This window comes from Amycolatopsis sp. GA6-003 (assembly GCF_046267895.1).
Classification (GTDB): domain Bacteria; phylum Actinomycetota; class Actinomycetes; order Mycobacteriales; family Pseudonocardiaceae; genus Amycolatopsis.
Genome location: NZ_CP176499.1, coordinates 3,513,912 through 3,533,974, shown reverse-complemented (window position 1 = coordinate 3,533,974; position 20,063 = coordinate 3,513,912). Strand labels below are relative to the sequence as shown.

Genomic DNA, 20,063 nt, shown 5'->3' with positions numbered 1-20,063 from the left:
AGAGTCCGATGACCGAGCAGGCCAATCAGCTCGAGCAGGCGGCGGCCGAGCTGGCCGAGCAGTGGAAGACCGACCCCCGCTGGGCGGGTGTCCAGCGGACCTACTCCGCCGCCGACGTGGTGAAGCTTCGCGGTTCTGTCGTCGAAGAGCACACCCTCGCCCGCCGCGGCGCGGAGAAGCTGTGGGAGCTGCTGCACAGCGAGGACTACGTCCACGCGCTGGGCGCGCTCACCGGCAACCAGGCCGTGCAGCAGGTGCGCGCCGGCCTGAAGGCCATCTACCTGTCCGGCTGGCAGGTCGCCGCCGACGCCAACCTCGCCGGCCAGACCTACCCGGACCAGAGCCTCTACCCGGCCAACTCGGTCCCGGCCGTCGTCCGCCGCATCAACAACGCGCTGGGCCGCGCCGACCAGATCAACTGGGCCGAGGGCAACGGCGACATCGACTGGTTCGCCCCGATCGTCGCCGACGCGGAAGCCGGCTTCGGCGGTCCGCTGAACGCGTTCGAGCTGATGAAGGGCATGATCGCGGCCGGTGCGGCGGGTGTGCACTGGGAAGACCAGCTGGCGTCGGAGAAGAAGTGCGGCCACCTCGGCGGCAAGGTCCTCATCCCGACCAAGCAGCACGAGCGCACCCTGAACGCCGCCCGGCTCGCCGCCGACGTGCTGAACGTGCCGACCCTGGTCGTCGCCCGCACCGACGCGCAGGCCGCGACCCTGCTGACCAGCGACGTCGACGAGCGCGACCGCAAGTACCTCACCGGCGGCCGCACCTCCGAGGGCTTCTACGAGGTCAACAACGGCATCGAGCCGTGCATCGACCGCGGCCTGGCCTACGCGCAGTACGCCGACCTGCTGTGGATGGAGACCTCCACGCCGGACCTCGAGGTCGCCCGCAAGTACGCCGAGGCGATCAAGGCGCAGTACCCGGACCAGATGCTGGCCTACAACTGCTCGCCGTCGTTCAACTGGAAGAAGCACCTCGACGACGACACCATCGCGCGGTTCCAGCGCGAGCTCGGCGCCATGGGCTACAAGTTCCAGTTCATCACGCTGGCCGGTTTCCACGCGCTGAACTACTCGATGTTCGACCTGGCGCACGGCTACGCCCGCAACGGCATGAGCGCCTACGTCGACCTGCAGGAGCGCGAGTTCGCTTCGGAGGAGCGCGGCTACACCGCGACGAAGCACCAGCGCGAGGTCGGCACCGGCTGGTTCGACCTGGTGTCCACCGCGCTGAACCCGGAGAGCTCGACCACCGCGCTCAAGGGTTCGACCGAAGAAGACCAGTTCCACTGACGAACCCCCGCGGGCCGGCGATTCCGGTCGCCGGCCCGCGCCCTTCCTTTCCCCCTTCGCGGAGGTACGAGATGGCTGACACGTTGAACACCCGCCTCGAGGTCACCGGGCCCGCCGATGGCCGGTTCGCCGAGATCCTCACCCCGGCAGCACTGGACTTCGTAGCCAAACTCGACAACACCTTCGCCGGACGCCGCCGCGAACTCCTCGACGAGCGCCGCCGCCGTCGCGAGCGGCTGCAGTCGGGGGAGGAGCAGCTGGACTTCCTGCCCGAGACGCGGTCGATCCGGGCGGACGAGAGCTGGCACGTCGCCCCGGTCGCGCCCGGCCTGGAGGACCGGCGCGTCGAGATCACCGGCCCGACCGACCGGAAGATGACGGTCAACGCGCTCAACTCCGGTGCGAAGGTGTGGCTGGCGGACTTCGAGGACGCGACCTCGCCGACCTGGCACAACGTCATCGACGGCCAGCTCAACCTGTTCGACGCCATCCGCCGCAACATCGACTTCACCACCGAGGCCGGCAAGCGCTACACGATCGGCGACGACCCGGCGACGATCGTCGCCCGCCCGCGCGGCTGGCACCTGGTCGAGAAGCACATCCGCATCGACGGCCGCCCGGTTTCGGCGAGCCTCGTGGACTTCGGCCTGTACTTCTTCCACAACGCCCGGCAGCTCCTGGCCCGCGGCAGCGGCCCGTACTTCTACCTGCCGAAGCTGGAAAGCCACCAGGAAGCGCGGCTGTGGAACGACGTGTTCCTGCTGGCGCAGAAGGAACTCGGCATCCCGCGCGGCACGATCCGCGCGACCGTGCTGATCGAGACGATCACCGCGGCCTTCGAGATGGACGAGATCCTCTATGAACTGCGCGAACACGCGGCCGGCCTCAACGCCGGACGCTGGGACTACATCTTCAGCGTCATCAAGAACTTCTCGGCGCACGGTGCCGACTTCGTGTTGCCGGACCGCGCCCAGGTGACGATGACGGTCCCCTTCATGCGCGCCTACACCGAACTGCTCGTCAGCACCTGCCACCGCCGCGGGGCGCACGCGATCGGCGGCATGGCGGCGTTCATCCCGAGCAAGGACCCGGTCGTCAACGAAAACGCGCTGGAGAAGGTCCGCCAGGACAAGGAACGCGAGGCAGGCGACGGCTTCGACGGCTCGTGGGTCGCGCACCCCGGCCTGGTCCCGGTGTGCCGCGAGGTGTTCGACCGCGTGCTCGGCGGCTGGCCGAACCAGCTCGGCAAGCTGCGCGAGGACGTGAAGGTCGACGCTTCGGACCTGCTCGACGTCGCGAGTGCCGGCGGCGAGGTCACCGAAGCGGGGGTGCGGGCGAACATCAACGTCGCCCTCCGCTACATCGACTCCTGGCTGCGCGGCACTGGTGCCGCCGCGATCCACAACCTCATGGAGGACGCCGCGACGGCCGAGATCGCGCGGTGCCAGGTGTGGCAGTGGATCCGCAACGGCACGAAGCTCGAGGACGGCACGGCGCTGACCCACGAGCTGGCCGTCGAATTCCTGGACGACGAACTGGCGAAGGTCCGCACCGACCTCGGCCCGTCGGCCCGCCTCGACGACGCCCGCGAGATCTTCACCGAAACCGCCCTCGGCGAAAAGCTGCCGAGCTTCCTCACGACTGTCGCCTACGCCCGCTACCTGACCGAGCGGTGACAGGCTCCGGTCGCCAGTGACCTGACCACCGGCGACCGGTTACCCAGCACCACTTTTTGGGAGGGTGCTGGGACGGGTCCGGTGGCGGAGGCTCCCCGCCACCGGACCCGGGTCTTTCCGGACCCGCGCTCTTTCGCCGCTGAGTGGCGAGAGGCGCGGGTTTCGGTTTTCGCGGGGTTCTTGGCGCTCTGGGCCGGGGCTTTTGCTTAGCCTGCTTCCGGTTTCACTCGGCCCCCCGCTCGTGCCCGTTTGGAATCTCGGATGCTGCTCGAGCTGTTGCCGTGGTCGCTCAGCGGCGAATCCCTGCCCAGCGCTAGACCTCGCTCAAGCACGACCCTCCTTCGGTGCCGGGACCCCTTCCGCTGCCGGTACTCGATTCGGACGTGCCATCCGACGCCGCCGTCAGACTCGTCCGAACTGCGCTAAGCCCATGCCAGGTTAACCTCGTCCGCCCCGCCCAATCGGAGCCCAGACCCGTTAATCGCGCCCAGTCGTCGCGCTCGCGAGCCGAACGATCCCGCCGAAAGTCTGCCTCCCTGCCCTGTCCTGCCAGTGCGAACGGGCCGCGCCGAACGGGCTGCGCCGAACTCTCCAGCTCCGACCTCGCTCGCCCGAACCGCTGTTGCCGCTCAGTGGCGAATACCTGGTCAACGCCACTTTCCCAGCATCGATCACCCGGGTAGCCGCCGCGACTCGCTTCCGCTCGAGGTCACTCTCGACAGCTCCCGCCCACCCGCCGAACACCCCTTGCTTATTTGATTCGACATACATATATTGCACATGTAACTACCTGGGGGAGCGTCACCGGCGAGTTGCCGGGCAGCTTCCGATCTGACTCGCACCCGGAGAAACCATGCACTGGCTTTACCTCGGCATCGCCGTGTTCTTCGAGATCGCCTTCGCGCTCGGAGCCAATGCCACGGACGGATTCACCAAACTGTGGCCGTCGGTGTTCACGCTGGTGATGGCAGCCGGCGGCATCTTCTTCCTCAGCCGAGCCCTGCTGACCTTGGACGTCGGCGTCGGCTACGCGATCTGGACCGGTCTCGGCTCGGTCGGCATCGTCCTGCTGGGCGCGCTGATCTTCAAAGAGAAGCTCAGCTGGCGCAAGCTCATCGGCTTCGGCCTGGTGATCGTCGGCATCGTTGGCCTCCAGCTGACCGGTGCCTGACCACCGTCTTCCCGCTCCCGAAAGGATTTCCGCCATGTCCGTTCAGCCCGAAGCCGCACCGGTCATCGTGCCGGGAAAGGCGCAGACCACTCGCCGCGCATGGGGCATTCTCCTCTTCGCTGGAGTCTGCGAAATAGCGTTCGCCGTCAGCACTGACGGCAGCCGCGGCTTCACCAACCTGCCGTGGTCGATCGCCACGGTGGTCGCCGCCGCGGCAACGATCTTCACGCTCAGCCTGGCCTTGCGCACCATCGACGTCGGCGTCGGCTACGCGGTCTGGACCGGCATCGGCGCGAGCGGTGCCGCGATCTTCGGCGCGATCATCTTCGGCGAAAGTCTGGGACCGCTGCGCATCCTGTTCCTGGCAGTGATCATCGCCGGAGTCATCTGCCTCAAACTCGCCGGAGGCTCAACCGATTCGGCGAAGACTGACGACTGACCGTATCCACCCGACGTCCCACCGAACCCCATCAATCGGCACGGAACTCGCCGATTTCTGGCCAACGCGAAGACGTTTGTCACTACGCTGCACCGGCGCGGCACCACTGTTTGCGACGAACCTGGAGGCCAGCCGAATGCCCATGGCGACAGTCAACGACCGCCCGATCTTCTTCGCCGACACCGGGGGAGACGGACCGGCTTTGCTCCTGGGCCACGGCTACTTCCTGGACCACTCCACCTTCTCACCGCAAGCAGCGGCGCTCGCGCCGGAGTGGCGTCTGATCACCTGGGACGCCCGCGGCCACGGGCAAACCCCAGACGAGTCCGACGCGCTGTACACCTATTGGGACCAAGCCAGAGACGCGCTCGGCCTGCTGGACCACCTGGGCATCGAACGCGCCGTCGCAGGTGGACTGTCCCAAGGAGGCTTCACGGCACTACGCATTGCGTTGCTGGCACCCGAACGTGTCGCAGGCCTGGTGCTGTGGGACACCGAAGCGACACCGTGCGATCCAGCCGACAAGGCAGCCTACGGCGAGATGTTCGCCGCCTTGCGCGAATACGGCCCAATTGATGACCTCATCATACCCCTGTCGACGCAATTGCTTGGAGAGTCCGACCTGCGTGCCGAGCTACGCGCACGATGGCGTGCCGCACCCGCGCTCCCGCTTGGCCTGGCTGCGCACTGCCTGCTGGAGCGAGACGACGTCTCGGACCGCTTGAACGAAATCACCTGCCCGACGTTGCTGATGTGGGGCGAACAAGACGTCTCACTCCCGCGCGACCGCATGGACCTGCTGAGCGAGCGCCTCCCCAACGCCAGCGATGTGCAGGTAATCCGCGGCGCGGCCCACACGCCGACCCTGACTCATCCAGAGCAGGTCAACCCGTTGCTGCGGCAGTTCCTGCAGACATTGGCCTGACCGACTCCGCCTGGCTCCCCAGGTCACCGCGCAACCAGAATGCCGAGTCCTCGCACCGGTTCAACACCACCCAGATCAACCACGGTTCAGGCGATGAGGGGCTTGACGAGCGCCCAATTGCATGCACGCACATGTGCTATACAAGAGGTCTCGGCGTCACTTCTCGATGCCGGACAAGGCTTTGCCGGAGAGGTCGTTCGCGTGACCACCACACCTTCCCCTGGCCGCAAGCAGGCAGGGGCGAAACTCACCACCCTCGGCGCGATGTGGCCCCGCATGGTGGCACTGCGCAGCCGCATCGACCACGAGGTCGAACAAGCCTTGCAACGGCAGCTGCACCTGGGATTCTCGGAATTCGTCGCCCTCATGTCGCTGGCCGGTCGCCCCGACGGCGAACTCCGCATGCAGGAACTCGCGGACGCGACGTCGCTCAACCAAAGCTCCGCGACCCGCCTGGTCGGCCGGCTGGAGCGGACCGGCCTCACCGAACGCCGCCTCTGCGAGCACGACCGCCGCGGCGTCTACACCGGAATCACCGACGCCGGACGAACCACGTTGCGCAAAGCCGTCCCGATCTACGAAGCCGCGCTGGCGAGCGCTTTCGACCGGATGGCAGCAGACCCCGACTACCGCGACCTCATCGCCGCCGTCGACCCCCGCTGACAAGCACCCTGACCAGGCATTCGCCACTGAACGGCGAATCCCGCGAACCGCGGCCGGCCGGCGTTTCCTACACCTCGAACGCGTTGCCGGTCGCGATCTTGGGCCGTCCCAACTCTACCGGCTCGCCGACTCGAGCCTTCCGGTAAACCTCGACGGTCGCCTCCGCGATCCGTCCCCAATCGAAGTCCGCACCAAGACGGGCCTGCGCCGCACGCGCCCGCCGGGTCGCGGCCGGAACGTCGCTCAAGACCGTCACCACGGACGAGGCGAGGCCAGCGACGTCACCCGGCGCGAAAGCCAAGCCGGTCTCCCCGTCGATGACCACCTCGCCGAGCCCGCCCGCGGTCGACGCCACCAGCGGTGCTTTCGCCGCGGCAGCCTCCAGCGCGACGATCCCGAACGGCTCGTACCGGCTCGGCAGCACGACCGCGTCGGCCGCGGCCAGGAGAGCGCGCAGGTCGCGGTCGGAGAGATGGCCGACGAAGTCCACCGCCCGGCGAATCCGCAGCTTGCGAGCCTGCGCGACAAGCTCGTCGTGATGTCGCCCTTTTCCGGCGACGACCACCCGGGTCCCCGGGAACCGGCGGCGGATCCTGGGCAACGCCGCCAGCAGGTCTTGCACGCCCTTTTCCCACTCCAACCTGCCGAAGAACAGCAGGAACGGAGCCCCGTCCGGACTGTGCTGCTCCCGCATCCGCGCGACTTCGCCGGACGACACCCGCCAGCTGCGTCCCTCGATGCCGTTGTGGATCACCGCGACGTCAGCCGGGTCGATCTCGAAGAGGTGCGCGACTTCCTTGCGCATGGCCTGCGAACAGGTGATCACCGCGTCGGCGCGGTTGGCCAGCCACCATTCGACCGAATGCACCTGCTGGTTGAGCGGATGCGACAGCCACCCCGAATGCCGCCCCGCTTCCGTCGCGTGAATCGTCCCGACGAGCGGCACCCGAGCAGCCTCGGCGACCGCGATCGCCGGATGGGTGACCAGCCAGTCGTGCGCATGCACGACATCGGGCTGCCACGTGCGGAGCAAATCCTGCGCCGCCCGGATCATGGCGTGGCCCATCGCGAGCGTCCACGCGACGAGGTCCCGCTCGAAAGTCAGGTGCATCGGGTCCTCGGCGACGCGGACGACCCGGACCCCTTCGATGACCCGATCGCTGCGCGGATGCGTCGAGGCGTCGGTGCCCGCGGTGTGCCGGCAGAGGACGACAACGTCGTGGCCCTGCTGCGCGAGATGCCGCGCCAGCGCGTGCACGTGCCGGGCCAGCCCGCCGATGACCACCGGCGGATACTCCCAGGACAACATCAGCACGCGCATGGCCCGAGGTTACTCGCCAGTCGCTTACCCCGGGGCGGCCGCCCGAACGACTGGCGCAAAGCTTCGTCGCCACCTGGCGAAAAGCTGCTGGAGCAGGACAGAAACGGCTGGTCAGAGCGTTTCGCCAAAAAACGGCAACAGCTCCACCTCGTCAGTCGGCCAACCCGTGACGACCACATCCGCGCAGCTCAGCACCCTGCCCGCGCAGCACCGAGCGACGCGAGTTCCCAGCAACGGCCATCTGCGGCGACGAGCGCTCCTACTCACCGTCGCTCGCCCCGTGAGCGCGGGGGCGAAGGCGCTCACCAGCGGCTGACCACCTATTAGCCACTGAGTGGCGAATCGGTAATCGACGGCGGTGGCTCCGCTCTCGCCGGGGTGAGGAAGCCTGCCGAGAACCAGTTGCCAGCCGTCGACCACCGGCAGCCAACATCGCCATCGAGTCTTCGCTAGCCCGGTCCGAGCAGCCGTCAACCCATGCCGCGGACCGCGATTCTCTGCCACCATGAATGGCGATGACTCCACCAGAGCCCGAATGGCAGCGAGCGGACCCGCCGCTGACCACCCCGTGGACCGACCGAGTCGACCCGGCCGCAGTGCTGCCCGAGTACCCGCGCCCCCAGCTTCGCCGGCCGGAATGGCTGAGCCTCAACGGTGTCTGGGAGTACGCGGGATGGCCCGCTTCGCCCACGGAGCCGCGACCCGTCGGGTACAACGAGCGCATCCTGGTCCCGTTCGCGCCGGAATCGGCGCTGTCCGGAATCGGCCGACGCGACGAGGTCCTGTGGTACCGGCGGTTGTTCGAGCTCCCGGAAAGCTGGAGTGGGCAACGGGTCTTGCTGCATTTCGGTGCAGTCGACCAGAAAGCCGAGGTGCGGGTCAACAACCAGTCGGTGGTCACCCATGAGGGCGGGTACACGTCGTTCTCCGCGGACATCACAGACGCGCTCCGTGCATCGGGACCGCAGGAAATTACCGTTCGCGTCGAGGACCGCACGGACATCGAGCCGTACCCGATCGGCAAGCAGCGCAACGAACCTGGCGGTATTTGCTACACGCCGACGTCGGGAATTTGGCAGACCGTCTGGGTCGAGCCGGTGCCGAACGAGCGCATTTCCGCCCTCGAAGTCGCTTCAGACCTGTCGGGCGTGTCGGTGTTGCCGCAGGTCACTGGCGGTGCTGAGGTGGAGTTGATCGTTTCGCCGCCAAACGGCGACGAGGCAGTGTGCGTACGAGGCACCGCCGGTGCGCGGCTGCGGGCAAATCTCCCGGAACCACACCCGTGGTCCCCTGACGACCCATTTCTCTACGACCTCACTGTCCGGCTCCTGGATGCGCACGGTGACGTCCTGGACGAAGTTGCCAGTTATTGCGGCCTGCGAACGGTAGAAATCGTCCCGGATGTCGACGGACGGCCACGGATCGCTGTGAACGGCCGGATCACCTTCCTGCACGGACCACTCGACCAGGGATACTGGCCGGACGGCGGTTACACCGCGCCGACCGACGAGGCGCTCCGGTTCGACCTCGAGAAGACGAAAGAACTCGGCTTCAACCTGGTTCGCAAACACGTCAAGGTCGAGCCCGCGCGCTGGTACTACTGGGCGGACCGCCTGGGTTTGGCCGTATGGCAGGACATGCCGTCTCTGGTCGTCTCCTTCGCCGGGCCGCCCGGGCACGCGCCGGATCCGTTGCCCGAAGGACAACGGCGATTCGAGGCCGAGCTGCGGGAAATGGTCGCGCAACTGCGCAATGTCACGTCGATCGTCGCCTGGGTGCCGTTCAACGAAGGCTGGGGAGAATTCGACACGGCCCGCATCGCGGCACTCGTCAAGGAACTCGACCCGACGCGGCTGGTGATCGCCAACAGCGGAGTGAACTGCTGTTTCTCTCGCCCGGACACCGGTGCCGGCGACATCTACGACGATCACACCTACGTCGGGCCGGGCGAACCGCACGAGGGGGACCATCGCGCACTGGTGGACGGCGAATACGGCGGCCTGGGCTTGGTTCTCGAAGGCCACGTTTGGCCAGGTCCGCCCAATGCTTACGAAATGACGACCGATTCAGCGCACCTCACTCGACGGTACGCAGAGGTGAGCGAACGCCTCGAAAGACTGGTTTCCGACCGGGGGTTGTCCGGTGCGATCTACACTCAGACCACTGATGTAGAGAACGAAGTGAACGGCCTCCTCACCTACGACCGGCGAGTGCAGAAACTCGACTTCGCCGACGCCGCGAACCACAACCGAGCGGTGATCGCGCGGGGTTCGCACCCCGAGGTGAAGACCGCTGCCGAGCTGGCCGGCGAGGCTCCGGACGGCCGTTGACCTGCGATTCGCCTCTAAACGGCAACGCAAGATGTGCAGTCCCGCATCGGGACTGCGGCCTGGGACCGAGCCAGGCCGGCTTGCGATTCGCCGTTTACTGGCGACAAGCTGGCCAACGGCCTGACAAGCTGGCCAACGGTTCTTCGACGTTGGCGAGCGATGTCTTCCGCTCGGACGACTTGCCTCGCGGTCGCCGGGCAGCGACTAGTCCGCCGCGGCGACTTGTGGCGTCGAATTTGCCTCTGGACGGCAACGGCCTCCTCGTCGTCGGCGCACGGCTGACATTGTGCTGCGTGGCGACGTCTGCTCAATGGCGACTCACGTCGTTAGTCGCCGTTGAGAGGCAACAGCCGCAGGCGAGCAGAGACGTCGAACGCCCGAGTTTCGCCGCTGAGCGGCAACGGCTGAAACCAAGAGGCAGAGCTGCTTCTCCGCAGGCCTGCCGCTTCCGCGTCGGCCGAGAGTCGCCGAAAAACGGCAAAAGCTCTCCGGCCGCGGTAAACGCTGGCCGGAGAGCAGGAGCGAAGCTCAAGCAGGCAGAGCCGCTTCGATCGCCGCGATGATGGTCTCGTCTTCCGGCTCCGTGCGCGGGCGGAACCGACCGAGCACCTCGCCGTCCGGGCTGATCAGGAACTTCTCGAAGTTCCACTGCACGTCGCCGGCTTCGCCGTCCGCGTCGGGAGTTTCCGTGATGCTCGCGTACAGCGGGTGCCGGTGTTCCCCGTTGACGTCGATCTTCTCGAACAGCGGGAACGACACTCCGTACGTGGTGGAGCAGAACGTCTGGATTTCCTCCGCCGTGCCTGGCTCCTGGCCGGCGAACTGGTTGCACGGGAACCCGACGACCGAGAAACCTTTGTCGCCGTAGCGTTCCTGCAGCCGTTCCAAACCGGAGTACTGCGGCGTCAGCCCGCACTTCGACGCCACGTTCACCACCAGCAGCGTCTTGCCGGCCAGCGGACCGCCGAGAGTGGCGTCTTCGCCGGACAGGGTTTTGAGGGGAAGGTCGCGGATTCCCATGGAATTCCCTTCGGTCGTCATGCGGGAGGACGGCGCAGGGCGCGCGCGTCCAGATGTCCGAACGGGCCGTCGGCCCGGCGGTATTCCTCGGCCAAGGCAAGCGCGCGAGCACGATCACCGCTGCGCAACAACCCGGCCAGGGCATCGAATCGTTCGGTGTGCACCCGGGCGCGCCGGCGAGCGTAGTCCGCGGCGGAATCTTTGGTGACCATGAACGCCCAGTCGCTGGACAGCGCCATCATCGCCTCGGCGACGGCTTGATCAGCGACGGCGTCGCGAGTGGTCCCATCGTGCCGGTCGACCAGGTCGAGCAGGCGGGTCTGCAACGCGGTGTTGTCCTGCACCATGTCCGCCACCTGTTCGCCGTCCCAGACTCGCCAGTCCTTGCCGGATCCCCATGAGGATGCGGGCAGCTGGACGGGTTCGCCTAGATGGCCGGCTTCGAGTGCGCCGCGCAACGTGGTTACCCGGACTCCTGCTTCGGGCAACGCGCGCAGAATTCCTTCAAGCCACGCGGGACCCTCGTGCCACCAGTGTCCGAAGAGCTCCGTGTCGTAGGCCGCAACCACCAGCGATTCGCGGCCGTGTTGTTCGCGCAGAGACCGCAGCCGCGCGACGACTGTTTCGACGAAGTCCTTGACGTGCGACCCTAAAACATCCGCGGCGAGTGCCGGGTCGTATGGAGCTTTATCTTGTGGCTCAACGGTTTTTCCGGTGACGCGCGACGCCTTCAGTCCGACTTCGTGCGCCCAGGTGTGGAAATCCCGGTATGCCGCGTGTCCTGGGTAACCCGCTTTCGGCGACCAAACCCGGTAGGTGACCTCAAGATCGCGGCCGAAGCAGACGACGTCGGAGTCGCCGACGGGATGCGCGGACGAAGTGTCACCATGGAGTGAAGGGCCGTCGACAAGGAAGCGCCGCACGCCAGCCTCGTGATAATCTCGCTCCATTCCCGGTGCATAACCACATTCAGGTGCCCATATACCTTCTTGTGCGCGGCCAATGCGCAGCGCGGTGTCCTCCAACCCCGCTTGGAGGGCGAACCGTCGCACTCGCTGGTCCAGCAATGGCTGGAACGGATGCGCCAGCGGTCCGCCGAGCAGCTCGATCGTCTCGCTGTCCACAAGCGACCGAAGAATCGGCGAGAAACCGTGCCGCCAGCGCGTTTCCAGTTCCTCGGTGGCGTGCATCGCGGCCTGGTGCTCGGCGGCGGCGAGGTCCCGCAGCAGGGGATCGCCGCGCCAGAGCGTGGCTGCGTGCTGCGTGCGCAGCTGCCAGTGACCGACCCAGTCATGGCATGCGCGGATGGCGTACGGATCGTCGAGTTGCGCGGCGAGCACCGGTGTCATGCCGAGCGTCAAGACATCGCGTCGCCCCTCAGCGGCGAAACGGCGCAGCAGGTCGACGACCGGCAGGTACGAATGCGTCCACGCCTGGTACAGCCATTCTTCGCCGACCGGCCAGCTGCCATGGTGCGGCAGCCACGGCAAGTGGCTGTGCAGAACGAGGCAGAACGTGCCTTCGGATGCGGGGTTCCGGGTGCTCACGGGCGCACCGCCACAGCCACCAGGTCGAGGCTCGCGTCGAGGTCATCGCCGTGCACGGCGAAGTCGTCGGCTCGAATCGCGGCGACGTCCGCGAGGAGATCAGCTGGCCACGTGGCTTGTCCGGGAAGGGAGCCCATTACGACGTCCAGTTGCGCGTCGATGATGGAGCCGCCGTAGCGGGTTTCGACAGTGCGCAGGGATTCCGCGTGGTGCAGCCCGTTCAGCTCCGCGACGGTGAACCCGGCGGCGCGCAGCAGGTCGTCCATTTCGGACGGTGCCAGTTCGCGCGTGTGGAACGGGTTGAGCGGGGTGTCGCTGTCCGGCGTGAAGGTGAGCCTGTTCGGGGTCGTGACCAGCAGTTTCCCGCCTGGGCGCAGGACTCGGAAGCATTCGGCGAGAAATCCGCCCTGGTCCCAGAGATGCTCGATCACCTGGAAGTTCGCCACTACATCGACCGCGGCGTCCCGCAAGGGGAGGTGCGCCAGATTCGCCCGCGCGACGGCGACATCCGGGTACCGGCGTGCGACGTGCTCGGTGGTCGGCACGTCGTAGTCCAGCGCGAGCACTCGCCGGGCGTGCTGGGCGATGAGCCCGGCGCCGTAGCCCTCGCCGCAGCCGGCTTCGAGCACGGTCGCGTCGGCACAGTGGGGGAGTAGGGCGAGGTACGCGGCTTCATGGCGGCGGAACCAGTAATTCTCCTCGGGGATGCCGGGGACGGTCCGTTCGCCGGTGAGGTGCAGTGCCTCGGCCCGGGTGGCTGCGTTGGTCACCTGCGCGACCCTAGCGCCTGTCACGTTTCGCGCAGCCGTCTCGTTCCAGCCGTATGCAACGGACGATCACGCGCATCCTCCTGATTCTGCTCGGCCTCTACACCCTGGTGCAGGGGCTGTGGCCGCTGCTCGATCCGATGGGGTTCTACCAGGACTTTCCCGGTTTCCGGCACGGCTGGGTCTCCATGGACGGGCCCTACAACGAGCACTTCATCATCGATTTCGGCGGCCTCAGCCTGGCGCTCGGCGCGATGCTGGTCGGCGCGGCCGTGATGGGCACCACAACTGTCGCGCGCTTGGTGGCGATCGCGGCACTGCTGTTCGCTGTCCCGCACCTCGTCTACCACGCAGGGCACGTCGGGCACTATCCGCAGCTCGACCAGGTGCTCATCATCGGCGGGCTCGCGGTGACGGTCCTGCTGCCGCTCGTGGTGCTTTTGGTCCCCGGGCGGCGAATCGAGGTCAGTTCGACGGCGACACCGTGATGCTGAGCGCACCCGGGCCGACGTGGGCGCCGATCACGGTGCTCGCGTCGCCCACCACGATCTCGCCCGCGCCCGGGACGCGCTCCCGGAGCCGCTGGACGACCTCGCTCTCGTCGGAGCCGAACCGGGTCACCGCGAGGTCCACGGGCTGGTCGCCGGCGGCCTTCACCGCCAGGTCGACGAGCCGGTTCATCGCTCGTTTAGTGCCGGGAACGCGGGCGAGCGGGCTGACTTCTCCATTGCGGACGGTGAGCAGCGGCTTGATCGCGAACGCACTTCCGAGCATCGACTGGGCGGCGCCGATCCGTCCCGACCGCCGCAAGTACTCAAGCGTGTCGACGTAGATCAGTTCGGTCGAGCTGCGCACTCGCCGTTCCGCGGCGTCCAGGACCCGCTCGAGCTGTCCGCCGGCCCCGGCGACGCGGGCGGCGGACACCGCGGCGTAGCCGAGGCTCATGCTCGCCGTCCCGCTGTCGAGGATGTGCACCGGAATCCGGACCTGCTGGGCGGCTTCGCGGGCGGCCTCGACGGTCTGCGAAAGCCGTCCGGAGATGTGCAGGCTCACGATGGCGGACGCACCGGCGGAAGCCGCGTCCTGGTAGCTCCAGAAAAACGCACCCGGATCGGGCGGCGAAGTCGTGACGGTCGCGCCGGATTTCATCGTCTGGATGAGCTCGCTCCGGTCGAAGCGGTGCTCGTCGTCCGTCTGGTCGCCGACGTGCAGCTGGACCTGGACGACACTGATTCGCCACTGGGCGGCGAGTTGCTCGGGCAGGCACGAGGTCGAGTCGGTGACTACGGCGATGTGCGCGGACATGGTGCCGGAGCGTAACCCCTAACGGCCTACTGCGAGTAAGTGACCGTTGCTCCGATCGGGCGAGCGGCGCGCTGGACGGGCTAACCGGCAAACTATTAGGACGATGGTCCCATTAGATTGCTCATCCAGGTGAATGCCGTCACCTCGAGGGGTCCGGCCGCGGAATTGCCCCTAATCTACCGCTCAGTAGAGCACTGTCCCGCGGCCGAGAGCCGGCCCCAACCGGGAGGTCGAAGAAGACCCATGACGAACATCGTTGTCCTGGTCAAGCAGGTACCGGACACCTACTCGGAGCGGAAGCTCTCCGGTTCCGACAACACCCTTGACCGCGAATCCGCCGACGCCGTGCTCGACGAGATCAACGAGAAGGCCGTCGAAGAGGCCCTCAAGATCAAGGAAGCCGGCGAGGGCGAGGTCACCGTGATTTCGGTCGGCCCGGACCGCGCGACCGACGCGATCCGCAAGGCGCTCTCCATGGGCGCCGACAAGGCCATCCACGTTTCCGACGAGGCGCTGCACGGCTCCGACGCGATCGCGACCGCGAAGGTCCTCGCCGCCGCCGTCGGCAAGGTCGAGGGCTTCGACCTGATCCTGGCCGGCAACGAGGCGTCCGACGGCCGCGGCGCCGCCGTGCCCGCGATCCTCGCCGAGCTGCTCGGCGTGCCGCAGCTGACCTACGTGCGCCAGCTGACCGTCGAGGGTTCCTCCGTGAAGGCGGACCGCGAGACCGAAGACGGCATCACCCACCTCGAGGCGAACCTGCCGGCGCTGGTGAGCGTGAGCGAGAAGATCAACGAGCCGCGTTACCCGTCGTTCAAGGGCATCATGGCCGCGAAGAAGAAGCCGGTCGAGACGCTGACCATCGCCGACCTGGGCATCGACGCGGGCGAGGTCGGTCTCGCCAACGCGTGGTCGACGGTCGTCGAGGCCTCGCCGAAGCCGCCGCGCACCGCGGGCGAGAAGGTCGAGGACGAGGGCGACGGCGGCACGAAGGTCGCCGAGTACCTGGTCGCGCAGAAGCTCATCTGAGACACGGTTTCGAGGAGGATTCCGGAAAATGGCTGAAGTACTCGTCCTCGTCGACCACGTCGACGGTGATGTCAAGAAGGTCACGCTCGAGCTGCTGACCGCCGCGCGCGCCCTCGGCGAGCCCTCCGCCGTCGTGGTGGGCCCGACCGGCACCGCGGCGAAGGCCAAGGAAGCGCTCGCCGGCCACGGCGCGGCGAAGGTGTACGTCGCCGAGGGCGACGACGCCACTGGTTACCTGGTGACCCCGAAGGTCGACGTGCTCACGAAGCTCGCCGAGCAGGTCTCCCCGGCCGCGGTGCTCGTCGCCGCCAGCGCCGAGGGCAAGGAGGTGGCCGCGCGGGTCGCGCTGCGGCTCGGCTCCGGTCTGCTCTACGACGCCGTCGGGGTCAACGCCGACGGCACCGTGGACCAGTCCATCTTCGGCGGCGCGTTCTCCGTGAAGGCGAAGGCCGCCAAGGGCGCGCCGGTCGTGTCGGTGCGTCCGGGTGCGGTCGAGGCGGAGGCCGCCGACGGCGCGGCCGCCGAGGAGACCGTCGAGATCCCGGCGCAGGACCCGGCGAAGTCCGCCAAGATCACCGGCATCGAGCCGGTCGTGGGCGGCGACCGTCCGGAACTGACCGAGGCGTCGATCGTCGTGTCCGGCGGCCGGGGCGTCGGTTCGGCCGAGAAGTTCGACGTCGTGGAGAAGCTGGCCGACTCGCTCGGCGCGGCTGTCGGCGCGTCCCGTGCGGCGGTCGACTCCGGCTACTACCCGGCGCAGTTCCAGGTCGGACAGACCGGCAAGACGGTGTCGCCGCAGCTGTACATCGCGCTCGGCATCTCCGGCGCGATCCAGCACCGCGCCGGCATGCAGACGTCGAAGACGATCATCGCGGTCAACAAGGACGCCGAGGCTCCGATCTTCGAGATCGCCGACTTCGGTGTGGTGGGCGACCTGTTCAACGTCGCGCCGCAGCTGACCGAGGCTGTCGACAAGCGCAAGGGCTGACGTTTTCTTTCGCTCCGAAGGCCGTCGCGTGCTCGCCACGCGGCGGCCTTCCGCGTTCTCCGGAAGCTTCTCGGGAGTCTGAGAGGAACCTGAGAACCGGCAATTAACTCAACGTGCACTGACCGGTCATCGATTGGCACTCTCCGAGGCCGCTTACCGGCAGGTACACCTTGACCATGACGTCGTCACAGCTCCTCGTCAGTACTGATCAGGCGGGTGCCGACCTTCCCGCAGGCGCGCCGCGGTATTCGCTTCTGGTCGCCAACGGGAACGATGAAGTGCTCGCCGCGCAGAAACTGCGATACCGGGTTTTCGCCGAGGAGATGGGGGCGGAGCTGCATTCCCCGGAGCCCGGCCGGGACGTCGACTACTTCGACGAATTCTGCGACCACCTGGTGGTCCGCGACGACAACACCGGCGAGATCGTCGGCTGCTACCGCATGCTCCCGCCCGAGCGTGCCGCGCAGGCCGGAAAGCTCTATTCCGACAGCGAGTTCGACCTGACGACGCTCGCCGCGCTGCGGCCGTCCTTGGTCGAGACCGGACGTTCCTGTGTCCACCCCGACCATCGCAGTGGTGCTGTCGTGAGCCTGGTGTGGGCCGGGATCGCGCGCTACATGCTCCTTTCCGGACACCGCTATCTCGCCGGCTGCGCTTCGGTCCAGCTGAATGATGGCGGCAGCTACGCCGCGGGGGTCTGGGATGTCTTGCGCACTAAGCATCACGCCGACGACTCGTTGCGCGTCTCGCCGCTGAACCCGTGGGACCCCGGCGCGGTCGCGCGTCCCGACCGAGCCATGCTTCCGCCGCTGATCAAGGGTTACGTGCGGCTGGGTGCCAAGGTGTGCGGCCCGCCGGCCCTCGACGCCGACTTCGGGGTCGCGGACTTCTTCGTCCTTCTTGATCTGCAGCAGGTCGACGAGCGGTACTTGAAGTTCTTCCTTGGAGCGCAAGGATGAGCCACGCCTGGATGCCGACGTCGCCCTGCGGTGACGGTTGTCTGACCGAGGGTGCACCCACGGTCAGTTTGCCACGACGGATGCTGCGCTTCACCGCAGCCATTTCGGTGGTCTTCGCGGCGCTGCTGATCGCGCCGGCATTGCTGGTGATCCGCGGCCGGAGCCGGGAACGCTTGGTGCGCCGGATTTTCCGGGCGGTGCTGAGGTCCTTCGGCGTGCGGATGTCTGTAGTGGGCGGTGCGGACTTCCTCGCCGCTCCGGCCGGCCGCGGCGCGCTCGTGGTGAACAACCACATCTCGTGGCTGGACATCATCGCCATCAACGCACTGCGCCCGATGCGCGCGCTCGCGAAGATCGAGATCGGCTCCTGGCCGGTCCTGGGCACGCTCGTCCGTCGCGGCGGGAGCATTTTCCTGGACCGCAACCGTTTGCGCACCCTGCCGGACACCATGGCCGAACTCGCCGACACCCTCCGCGCCGGCGCGCTAGTCAACGTCACTCCCGAGGGCACCACCTGGTGCGGCCTGGCTTCCGGCCGCTTCACGACGGCCACCTTCCAAGCCGCGATCGACGGCGGAGTCCCGGTCCGGCCGATCGCCCTGCGCTACCGCCTCGCCGACGGCCGCGAAACCAGCCAGCCGGCGTTCATCGGGCCGGAGTCGCTCATCGCGTCCTTGCGCCGCGTCGCCGCGCTGCGCGGTCTGGTCCTGGAAGTGCACGTGTGCCCGGAGATCGCCCCGGGCCGCGCCGAAGACCGCCGGTCACTGGCCGCTCTTGCCGAGGCCGCTGTCCATTCGGCCCTCGGCACAGTCCGCATCCCGCCGCAGCGTCGCCGGGCCCGGGTCGGCCGCCCAGCGTCCTCCCAGCCGGTTGTGCATTGACGAACACCCTGGTCACCGGGCCGCTCAGGGGTGTTGCCGTTTTTTGGCGACACCCCTCAGCAGCTCTCCGACCCTCGCCGACCAGCTTTCCGGCTGACCGCAGCCAACCCATTCGCCACTCAACGGCGACAACCATCCGACTCGCCTCGCCGCCAAACGACTACGGCGTCTCAGCTCGTCTCTCGCGACCGCCGCTTCATCATCCCGTCGCCGCCGCATAGCCACGAATGACCCGCGTCAGCGCACGTTGGTTCCTGCACTCCGTATCCGTTTCGCCGCTGAGTGGCGACAGCCGCTCGCCTCGGCGCGTCCACTCGCGGCGCTCGGCTTTCGCCACTCAACGGCAACAGCCCACTTGCCGCGGTAGCCGCTAACTGGCGAGGCCAATCCGTCAGCTCCACCCGAGCTGCACCTTCGCCGAGCCTAGCCGACGATCGTGGTCAGGAAACGGCAATTGTCAGCTTCCCGCCGGGGTGCCCCTTCCGGCTCTCTTCCTGCGCAGCCGCTGCTTCCTCAAGCGAAAAGGCCTTCCCCTGCGCAATCTGCAGCCCATTGCGTACATAACCGAGGATCTCGTTCAGCACTGCCTGCGTCTGCTCGTCCTGTCCGCCAGACGAGAACGGCAAACCGAGCTGGAACGCCGCACCGTCGGCAATGGTCACGATGCGCTCCTTCGATCCTCGCAACTCGATCGATTCCGGCAAAACGCCATGACCGGACGCGTCGAACACCGCGTCGACAGGTCGGTCCGCCACTTCACGGACCCGTTCCAGCCACCCGTCGCCGTAACGGACCGGAATCGCGCCCAGCGCTTTCACCTCATCGAGATTGTGCTGTCCAGCCGTTCCGATCACCGTCGCACCCAACGCGACCGCGATTTGTGTAGCGAAACGACCGACAGCGCCACTCGCTCCATGGACAAGCAACAGCTCGCCAGCCTTGACGTCGAGCAGACGCAACACGCGCAACGCGGTTTCGCCAGCAACCGGCAACGCCGCCGCGTCATCCCAGGAGAGGTCGGCCGGTTTGCGAACGATCGCGCCTCCGAGCGCGAATTCCGCGTACCCGCCGGTTGCCGACCAGCCAAACACCTCATCGCCGACGCGGAACTCGGCGCCGTCGCCCACTGCGTCGACCACTCCGGCGATCTCCAGCCCCGGGATCTGCGGGCCTTCGAGCGCCGCACCGCCGGCCATCGCCCCAGAACGAATCTTCCAGTCGATCGGGTTGACCCCCGCGCGCCGGACTGCAACCCGGACCTGCCCCTCACCGGGCTCCGGTGCCGGAACCTCTTCCAGTCGCAACACTTCGGGCCCGCCGTACTCGGCGAAAGTGATGGCTCGCATCTCGGTTCGCACTCTCCTTCGGTCGCCGTACGTCCTACTTAAGCCAACCAGCATCCGGCGCATTCCGAACCGCACGCTCGATTCGCCAGTCAACGGCAACAGCCGCACTTTGTCGCCCTCGACCATCCCGGCCTGACCGGGCCTCATGACGAAGACAGAACAACCCCTAGCCGCAAGGGAGCCTGATCCATCGATCTAGGTGACCACTACGACGTCGGCAGCTACCCCGCGTCATCGACTTCCTGAGCCGAACGCCCCTCGATAACCCCGCTACGGCATCGACGGACTTCCGCGAGCCCGGTCCGAGCCGCGGCACGTCAACCCGAAGCCTCGAACTCCGCCCCGATGCGATGTGCTCCCACGGGGCACCCCGAACGGTCGGCGGGCGACTTGACCTC

Annotated in this window: 18 protein-coding genes; 12 read left to right on the top strand and 6 right to left on the bottom strand. The window is 67.4% G+C overall.

Features of this window, described 5'->3' with window-relative positions:
• Positions 1-8: 8 nt before the first annotated feature.
• From aceA to F9C12_RS15480, 6 genes are all read left to right on the top strand, one after another.
• A complete protein-coding gene (gene aceA / locus F9C12_RS15505) occupies positions 9-1,298 on the top strand; it encodes an isocitrate lyase (protein WP_100266719.1) in 1,290 nt (429 codons plus the stop codon).
• 71 nt (positions 1,299-1,369) lie between these two features.
• Complete coding sequence (aceB, locus tag F9C12_RS15500) at positions 1,370-2,974, top strand: malate synthase A (protein WP_409466345.1); 1,605 nt, start codon at positions 1,370-1,372, stop codon at positions 2,972-2,974.
• An 853-nt stretch (positions 2,975-3,827) separates the two neighbouring features.
• Positions 3,828-4,145, top strand: coding sequence for a DMT family transporter (locus tag F9C12_RS15495; protein ID WP_409466344.1), 318 nt, complete (start codon positions 3,828-3,830; stop codon positions 4,143-4,145).
• Positions 4,146-4,179: 34 nt separating this feature from the next.
• Complete coding sequence (locus F9C12_RS15490) at positions 4,180-4,584, top strand: DMT family transporter (RefSeq protein ID WP_409466343.1); 405 nt, start codon at positions 4,180-4,182, stop codon at positions 4,582-4,584.
• A gap of 142 nt (positions 4,585-4,726) precedes the next feature.
• The gene (locus F9C12_RS15485) at positions 4,727-5,509 is read left to right on the top strand and encodes an alpha/beta fold hydrolase (RefSeq protein WP_409466342.1); all 783 of its coding nucleotides are present in this window, start codon (positions 4,727-4,729) and stop codon (positions 5,507-5,509) included.
• A gap of 201 nt (positions 5,510-5,710) precedes the next feature.
• Complete coding sequence (locus F9C12_RS15480; RefSeq protein WP_409182665.1) at positions 5,711-6,172, top strand: MarR family winged helix-turn-helix transcriptional regulator; 462 nt, start codon at positions 5,711-5,713, stop codon at positions 6,170-6,172.
• A 67-nt stretch (positions 6,173-6,239) separates the two neighbouring features.
• On the opposite strand, the gene F9C12_RS15475 is transcribed toward F9C12_RS15480, so the two are convergent.
• The gene (locus tag F9C12_RS15475) at positions 6,240-7,493 is read right to left on the bottom strand and encodes a glycosyltransferase family 4 protein (RefSeq protein WP_409466341.1); all 1,254 of its coding nucleotides are present in this window, start codon (positions 7,491-7,493) and stop codon (positions 6,240-6,242) included.
• 515 nt (positions 7,494-8,008) lie between these two features.
• Here F9C12_RS15475 and F9C12_RS15470 point away from each other — a divergent pair.
• Positions 8,009-9,823 carry a glycoside hydrolase family 2 protein gene (locus F9C12_RS15470; RefSeq protein WP_409466340.1) on the top strand — a complete coding sequence of 605 codons (1,815 nt, stop codon included), beginning with the start codon at positions 8,009-8,011 and terminating at the stop codon, positions 9,821-9,823.
• A 528-nt stretch (positions 9,824-10,351) separates the two neighbouring features.
• On the opposite strand, the gene F9C12_RS15465 is transcribed toward F9C12_RS15470, so the two are convergent.
• Genes F9C12_RS15465 through F9C12_RS15455 form a run of 3 tightly spaced genes read right to left on the bottom strand, consistent with a single transcriptional unit; the run spans position 10,352 to position 13,160 of the window.
• Positions 10,352-10,843 (bottom strand): glutathione peroxidase, encoded by a 492-nt coding sequence (locus F9C12_RS15465; RefSeq protein WP_409466339.1) that lies wholly within the window; start codon positions 10,841-10,843, stop codon positions 10,352-10,354.
• Positions 10,844-10,860: 17 nt separating this feature from the next.
• Positions 10,861-12,390 (bottom strand): 1,4-alpha-glucan branching protein domain-containing protein, encoded by a 1,530-nt coding sequence (locus F9C12_RS15460; RefSeq protein WP_409466338.1) that lies wholly within the window; start codon positions 12,388-12,390, stop codon positions 10,861-10,863.
• On the bottom strand, positions 12,387-13,160 hold the full coding sequence (locus F9C12_RS15455) for a methyltransferase domain-containing protein (protein WP_409466337.1): 774 nt from the start codon (positions 13,158-13,160) through the stop codon (positions 12,387-12,389). The genes F9C12_RS15460 and F9C12_RS15455 overlap by 4 nt, the downstream gene beginning before the upstream one ends.
• A 53-nt stretch (positions 13,161-13,213) precedes the next feature.
• Between F9C12_RS15455 and F9C12_RS15450 the strand changes: the two genes are divergently transcribed.
• Positions 13,214-13,645 (top strand): hypothetical protein, encoded by a 432-nt coding sequence (locus F9C12_RS15450; RefSeq protein WP_409466336.1) that lies wholly within the window; start codon positions 13,214-13,216, stop codon positions 13,643-13,645.
• Here the strand turns inward: F9C12_RS15450 and F9C12_RS15445 are convergent.
• A complete protein-coding gene (locus F9C12_RS15445) occupies positions 13,623-14,462 on the bottom strand; it encodes a DegV family protein (RefSeq protein ID WP_409466335.1) in 840 nt (279 codons plus the stop codon). The two genes, F9C12_RS15450 and F9C12_RS15445, sit on opposite strands and share 23 nt — an antisense overlap.
• Positions 14,463-14,705: 243 nt before the next feature.
• On the opposite strand from F9C12_RS15445, the gene F9C12_RS15440 reads away from it, so the two are divergent.
• The 4 genes from F9C12_RS15440 (at position 14,706) to F9C12_RS15425 (ending at position 18,319) form a co-directional block, all read left to right on the top strand.
• Positions 14,706-15,491 carry an electron transfer flavoprotein subunit beta/FixA family protein gene (locus tag F9C12_RS15440; RefSeq protein ID WP_409466334.1) on the top strand — a complete coding sequence of 262 codons (786 nt, stop codon included), beginning with the start codon at positions 14,706-14,708 and terminating at the stop codon, positions 15,489-15,491.
• Between the two features lie 28 nt (positions 15,492-15,519).
• Positions 15,520-16,479: an electron transfer flavoprotein subunit alpha/FixB family protein gene (locus F9C12_RS15435; protein ID WP_409182656.1), complete on the top strand. Its 960-nt coding sequence runs from the start codon at positions 15,520-15,522 to the stop codon at positions 16,477-16,479.
• 176 nt (positions 16,480-16,655) lie between these two features.
• On the top strand, positions 16,656-17,438 hold the full coding sequence (locus tag F9C12_RS15430) for a GNAT family N-acetyltransferase (protein ID WP_409182655.1): 783 nt from the start codon (positions 16,656-16,658) through the stop codon (positions 17,436-17,438).
• Positions 17,435-18,319, top strand: coding sequence for a lysophospholipid acyltransferase family protein (locus F9C12_RS15425; protein WP_409466333.1), 885 nt, complete (start codon positions 17,435-17,437; stop codon positions 18,317-18,319). Before F9C12_RS15430 ends, F9C12_RS15425 begins: the two co-directional genes overlap by 4 nt.
• Positions 18,320-18,759: 440 nt before the next feature.
• Here the strand turns inward: F9C12_RS15425 and F9C12_RS15420 are convergent, their stop codons facing one another.
• Positions 18,760-19,665: an NADP-dependent oxidoreductase gene (locus F9C12_RS15420; RefSeq protein ID WP_409467015.1), complete on the bottom strand. Its 906-nt coding sequence runs from the start codon at positions 19,663-19,665 to the stop codon at positions 18,760-18,762.
• Between the last annotated feature and the right edge of the window lie 398 nt (positions 19,666-20,063).

Bases quoted from the DNA above. Each gene is read 5' to 3' on its own strand.
- aceA (WP_100266719.1), top strand. From the start codon at position 9: ATGACCGAGCAGGCCAATCAGCTCGAGCAGGCGGCGGCCGAGCTGGCC.
- aceB (WP_409466345.1), top strand. From the start codon at position 1,370: ATGGCTGACACGTTGAACACCCGCCTCGAGGTCACCGGGCCCGCCGAT.
- F9C12_RS15495 (WP_409466344.1), top strand. From the start codon at position 3,828: ATGCACTGGCTTTACCTCGGCATCGCCGTGTTCTTCGAGATCGCCTTC.
- F9C12_RS15490 (WP_409466343.1), top strand. From the start codon at position 4,180: ATGTCCGTTCAGCCCGAAGCCGCACCGGTCATCGTGCCGGGAAAGGCG.
- F9C12_RS15485 (WP_409466342.1), top strand. From the start codon at position 4,727: ATGGCGACAGTCAACGACCGCCCGATCTTCTTCGCCGACACCGGGGGA.
- F9C12_RS15475 (WP_409466341.1), bottom strand. From the start codon at position 7,493: ATGCGCGTGCTGATGTTGTCCTGGGAGTATCCGCCGGTGGTCATCGGC.
- F9C12_RS15470 (WP_409466340.1), top strand. From the start codon at position 8,009: ATGACTCCACCAGAGCCCGAATGGCAGCGAGCGGACCCGCCGCTGACC.
- F9C12_RS15465 (WP_409466339.1), bottom strand. From the start codon at position 10,843: ATGGGAATCCGCGACCTTCCCCTCAAAACCCTGTCCGGCGAAGACGCC.
- F9C12_RS15450 (WP_409466336.1), top strand. From the start codon at position 13,214: ATGCAACGGACGATCACGCGCATCCTCCTGATTCTGCTCGGCCTCTAC.
- F9C12_RS15445 (WP_409466335.1), bottom strand. From the start codon at position 14,462: ATGTCCGCGCACATCGCCGTAGTCACCGACTCGACCTCGTGCCTGCCC.
- F9C12_RS15440 (WP_409466334.1), top strand. From the start codon at position 14,706: ATGACGAACATCGTTGTCCTGGTCAAGCAGGTACCGGACACCTACTCG.
- F9C12_RS15435 (WP_409182656.1), top strand. From the start codon at position 15,520: ATGGCTGAAGTACTCGTCCTCGTCGACCACGTCGACGGTGATGTCAAG.
- F9C12_RS15430 (WP_409182655.1), top strand. From the start codon at position 16,656: ATGACGTCGTCACAGCTCCTCGTCAGTACTGATCAGGCGGGTGCCGAC.
- F9C12_RS15425 (WP_409466333.1), top strand. From the start codon at position 17,435: ATGAGCCACGCCTGGATGCCGACGTCGCCCTGCGGTGACGGTTGTCTG.
- F9C12_RS15420 (WP_409467015.1), bottom strand. From the start codon at position 19,665: ATGCGAGCCATCACTTTCGCCGAGTACGGCGGGCCCGAAGTGTTGCGA.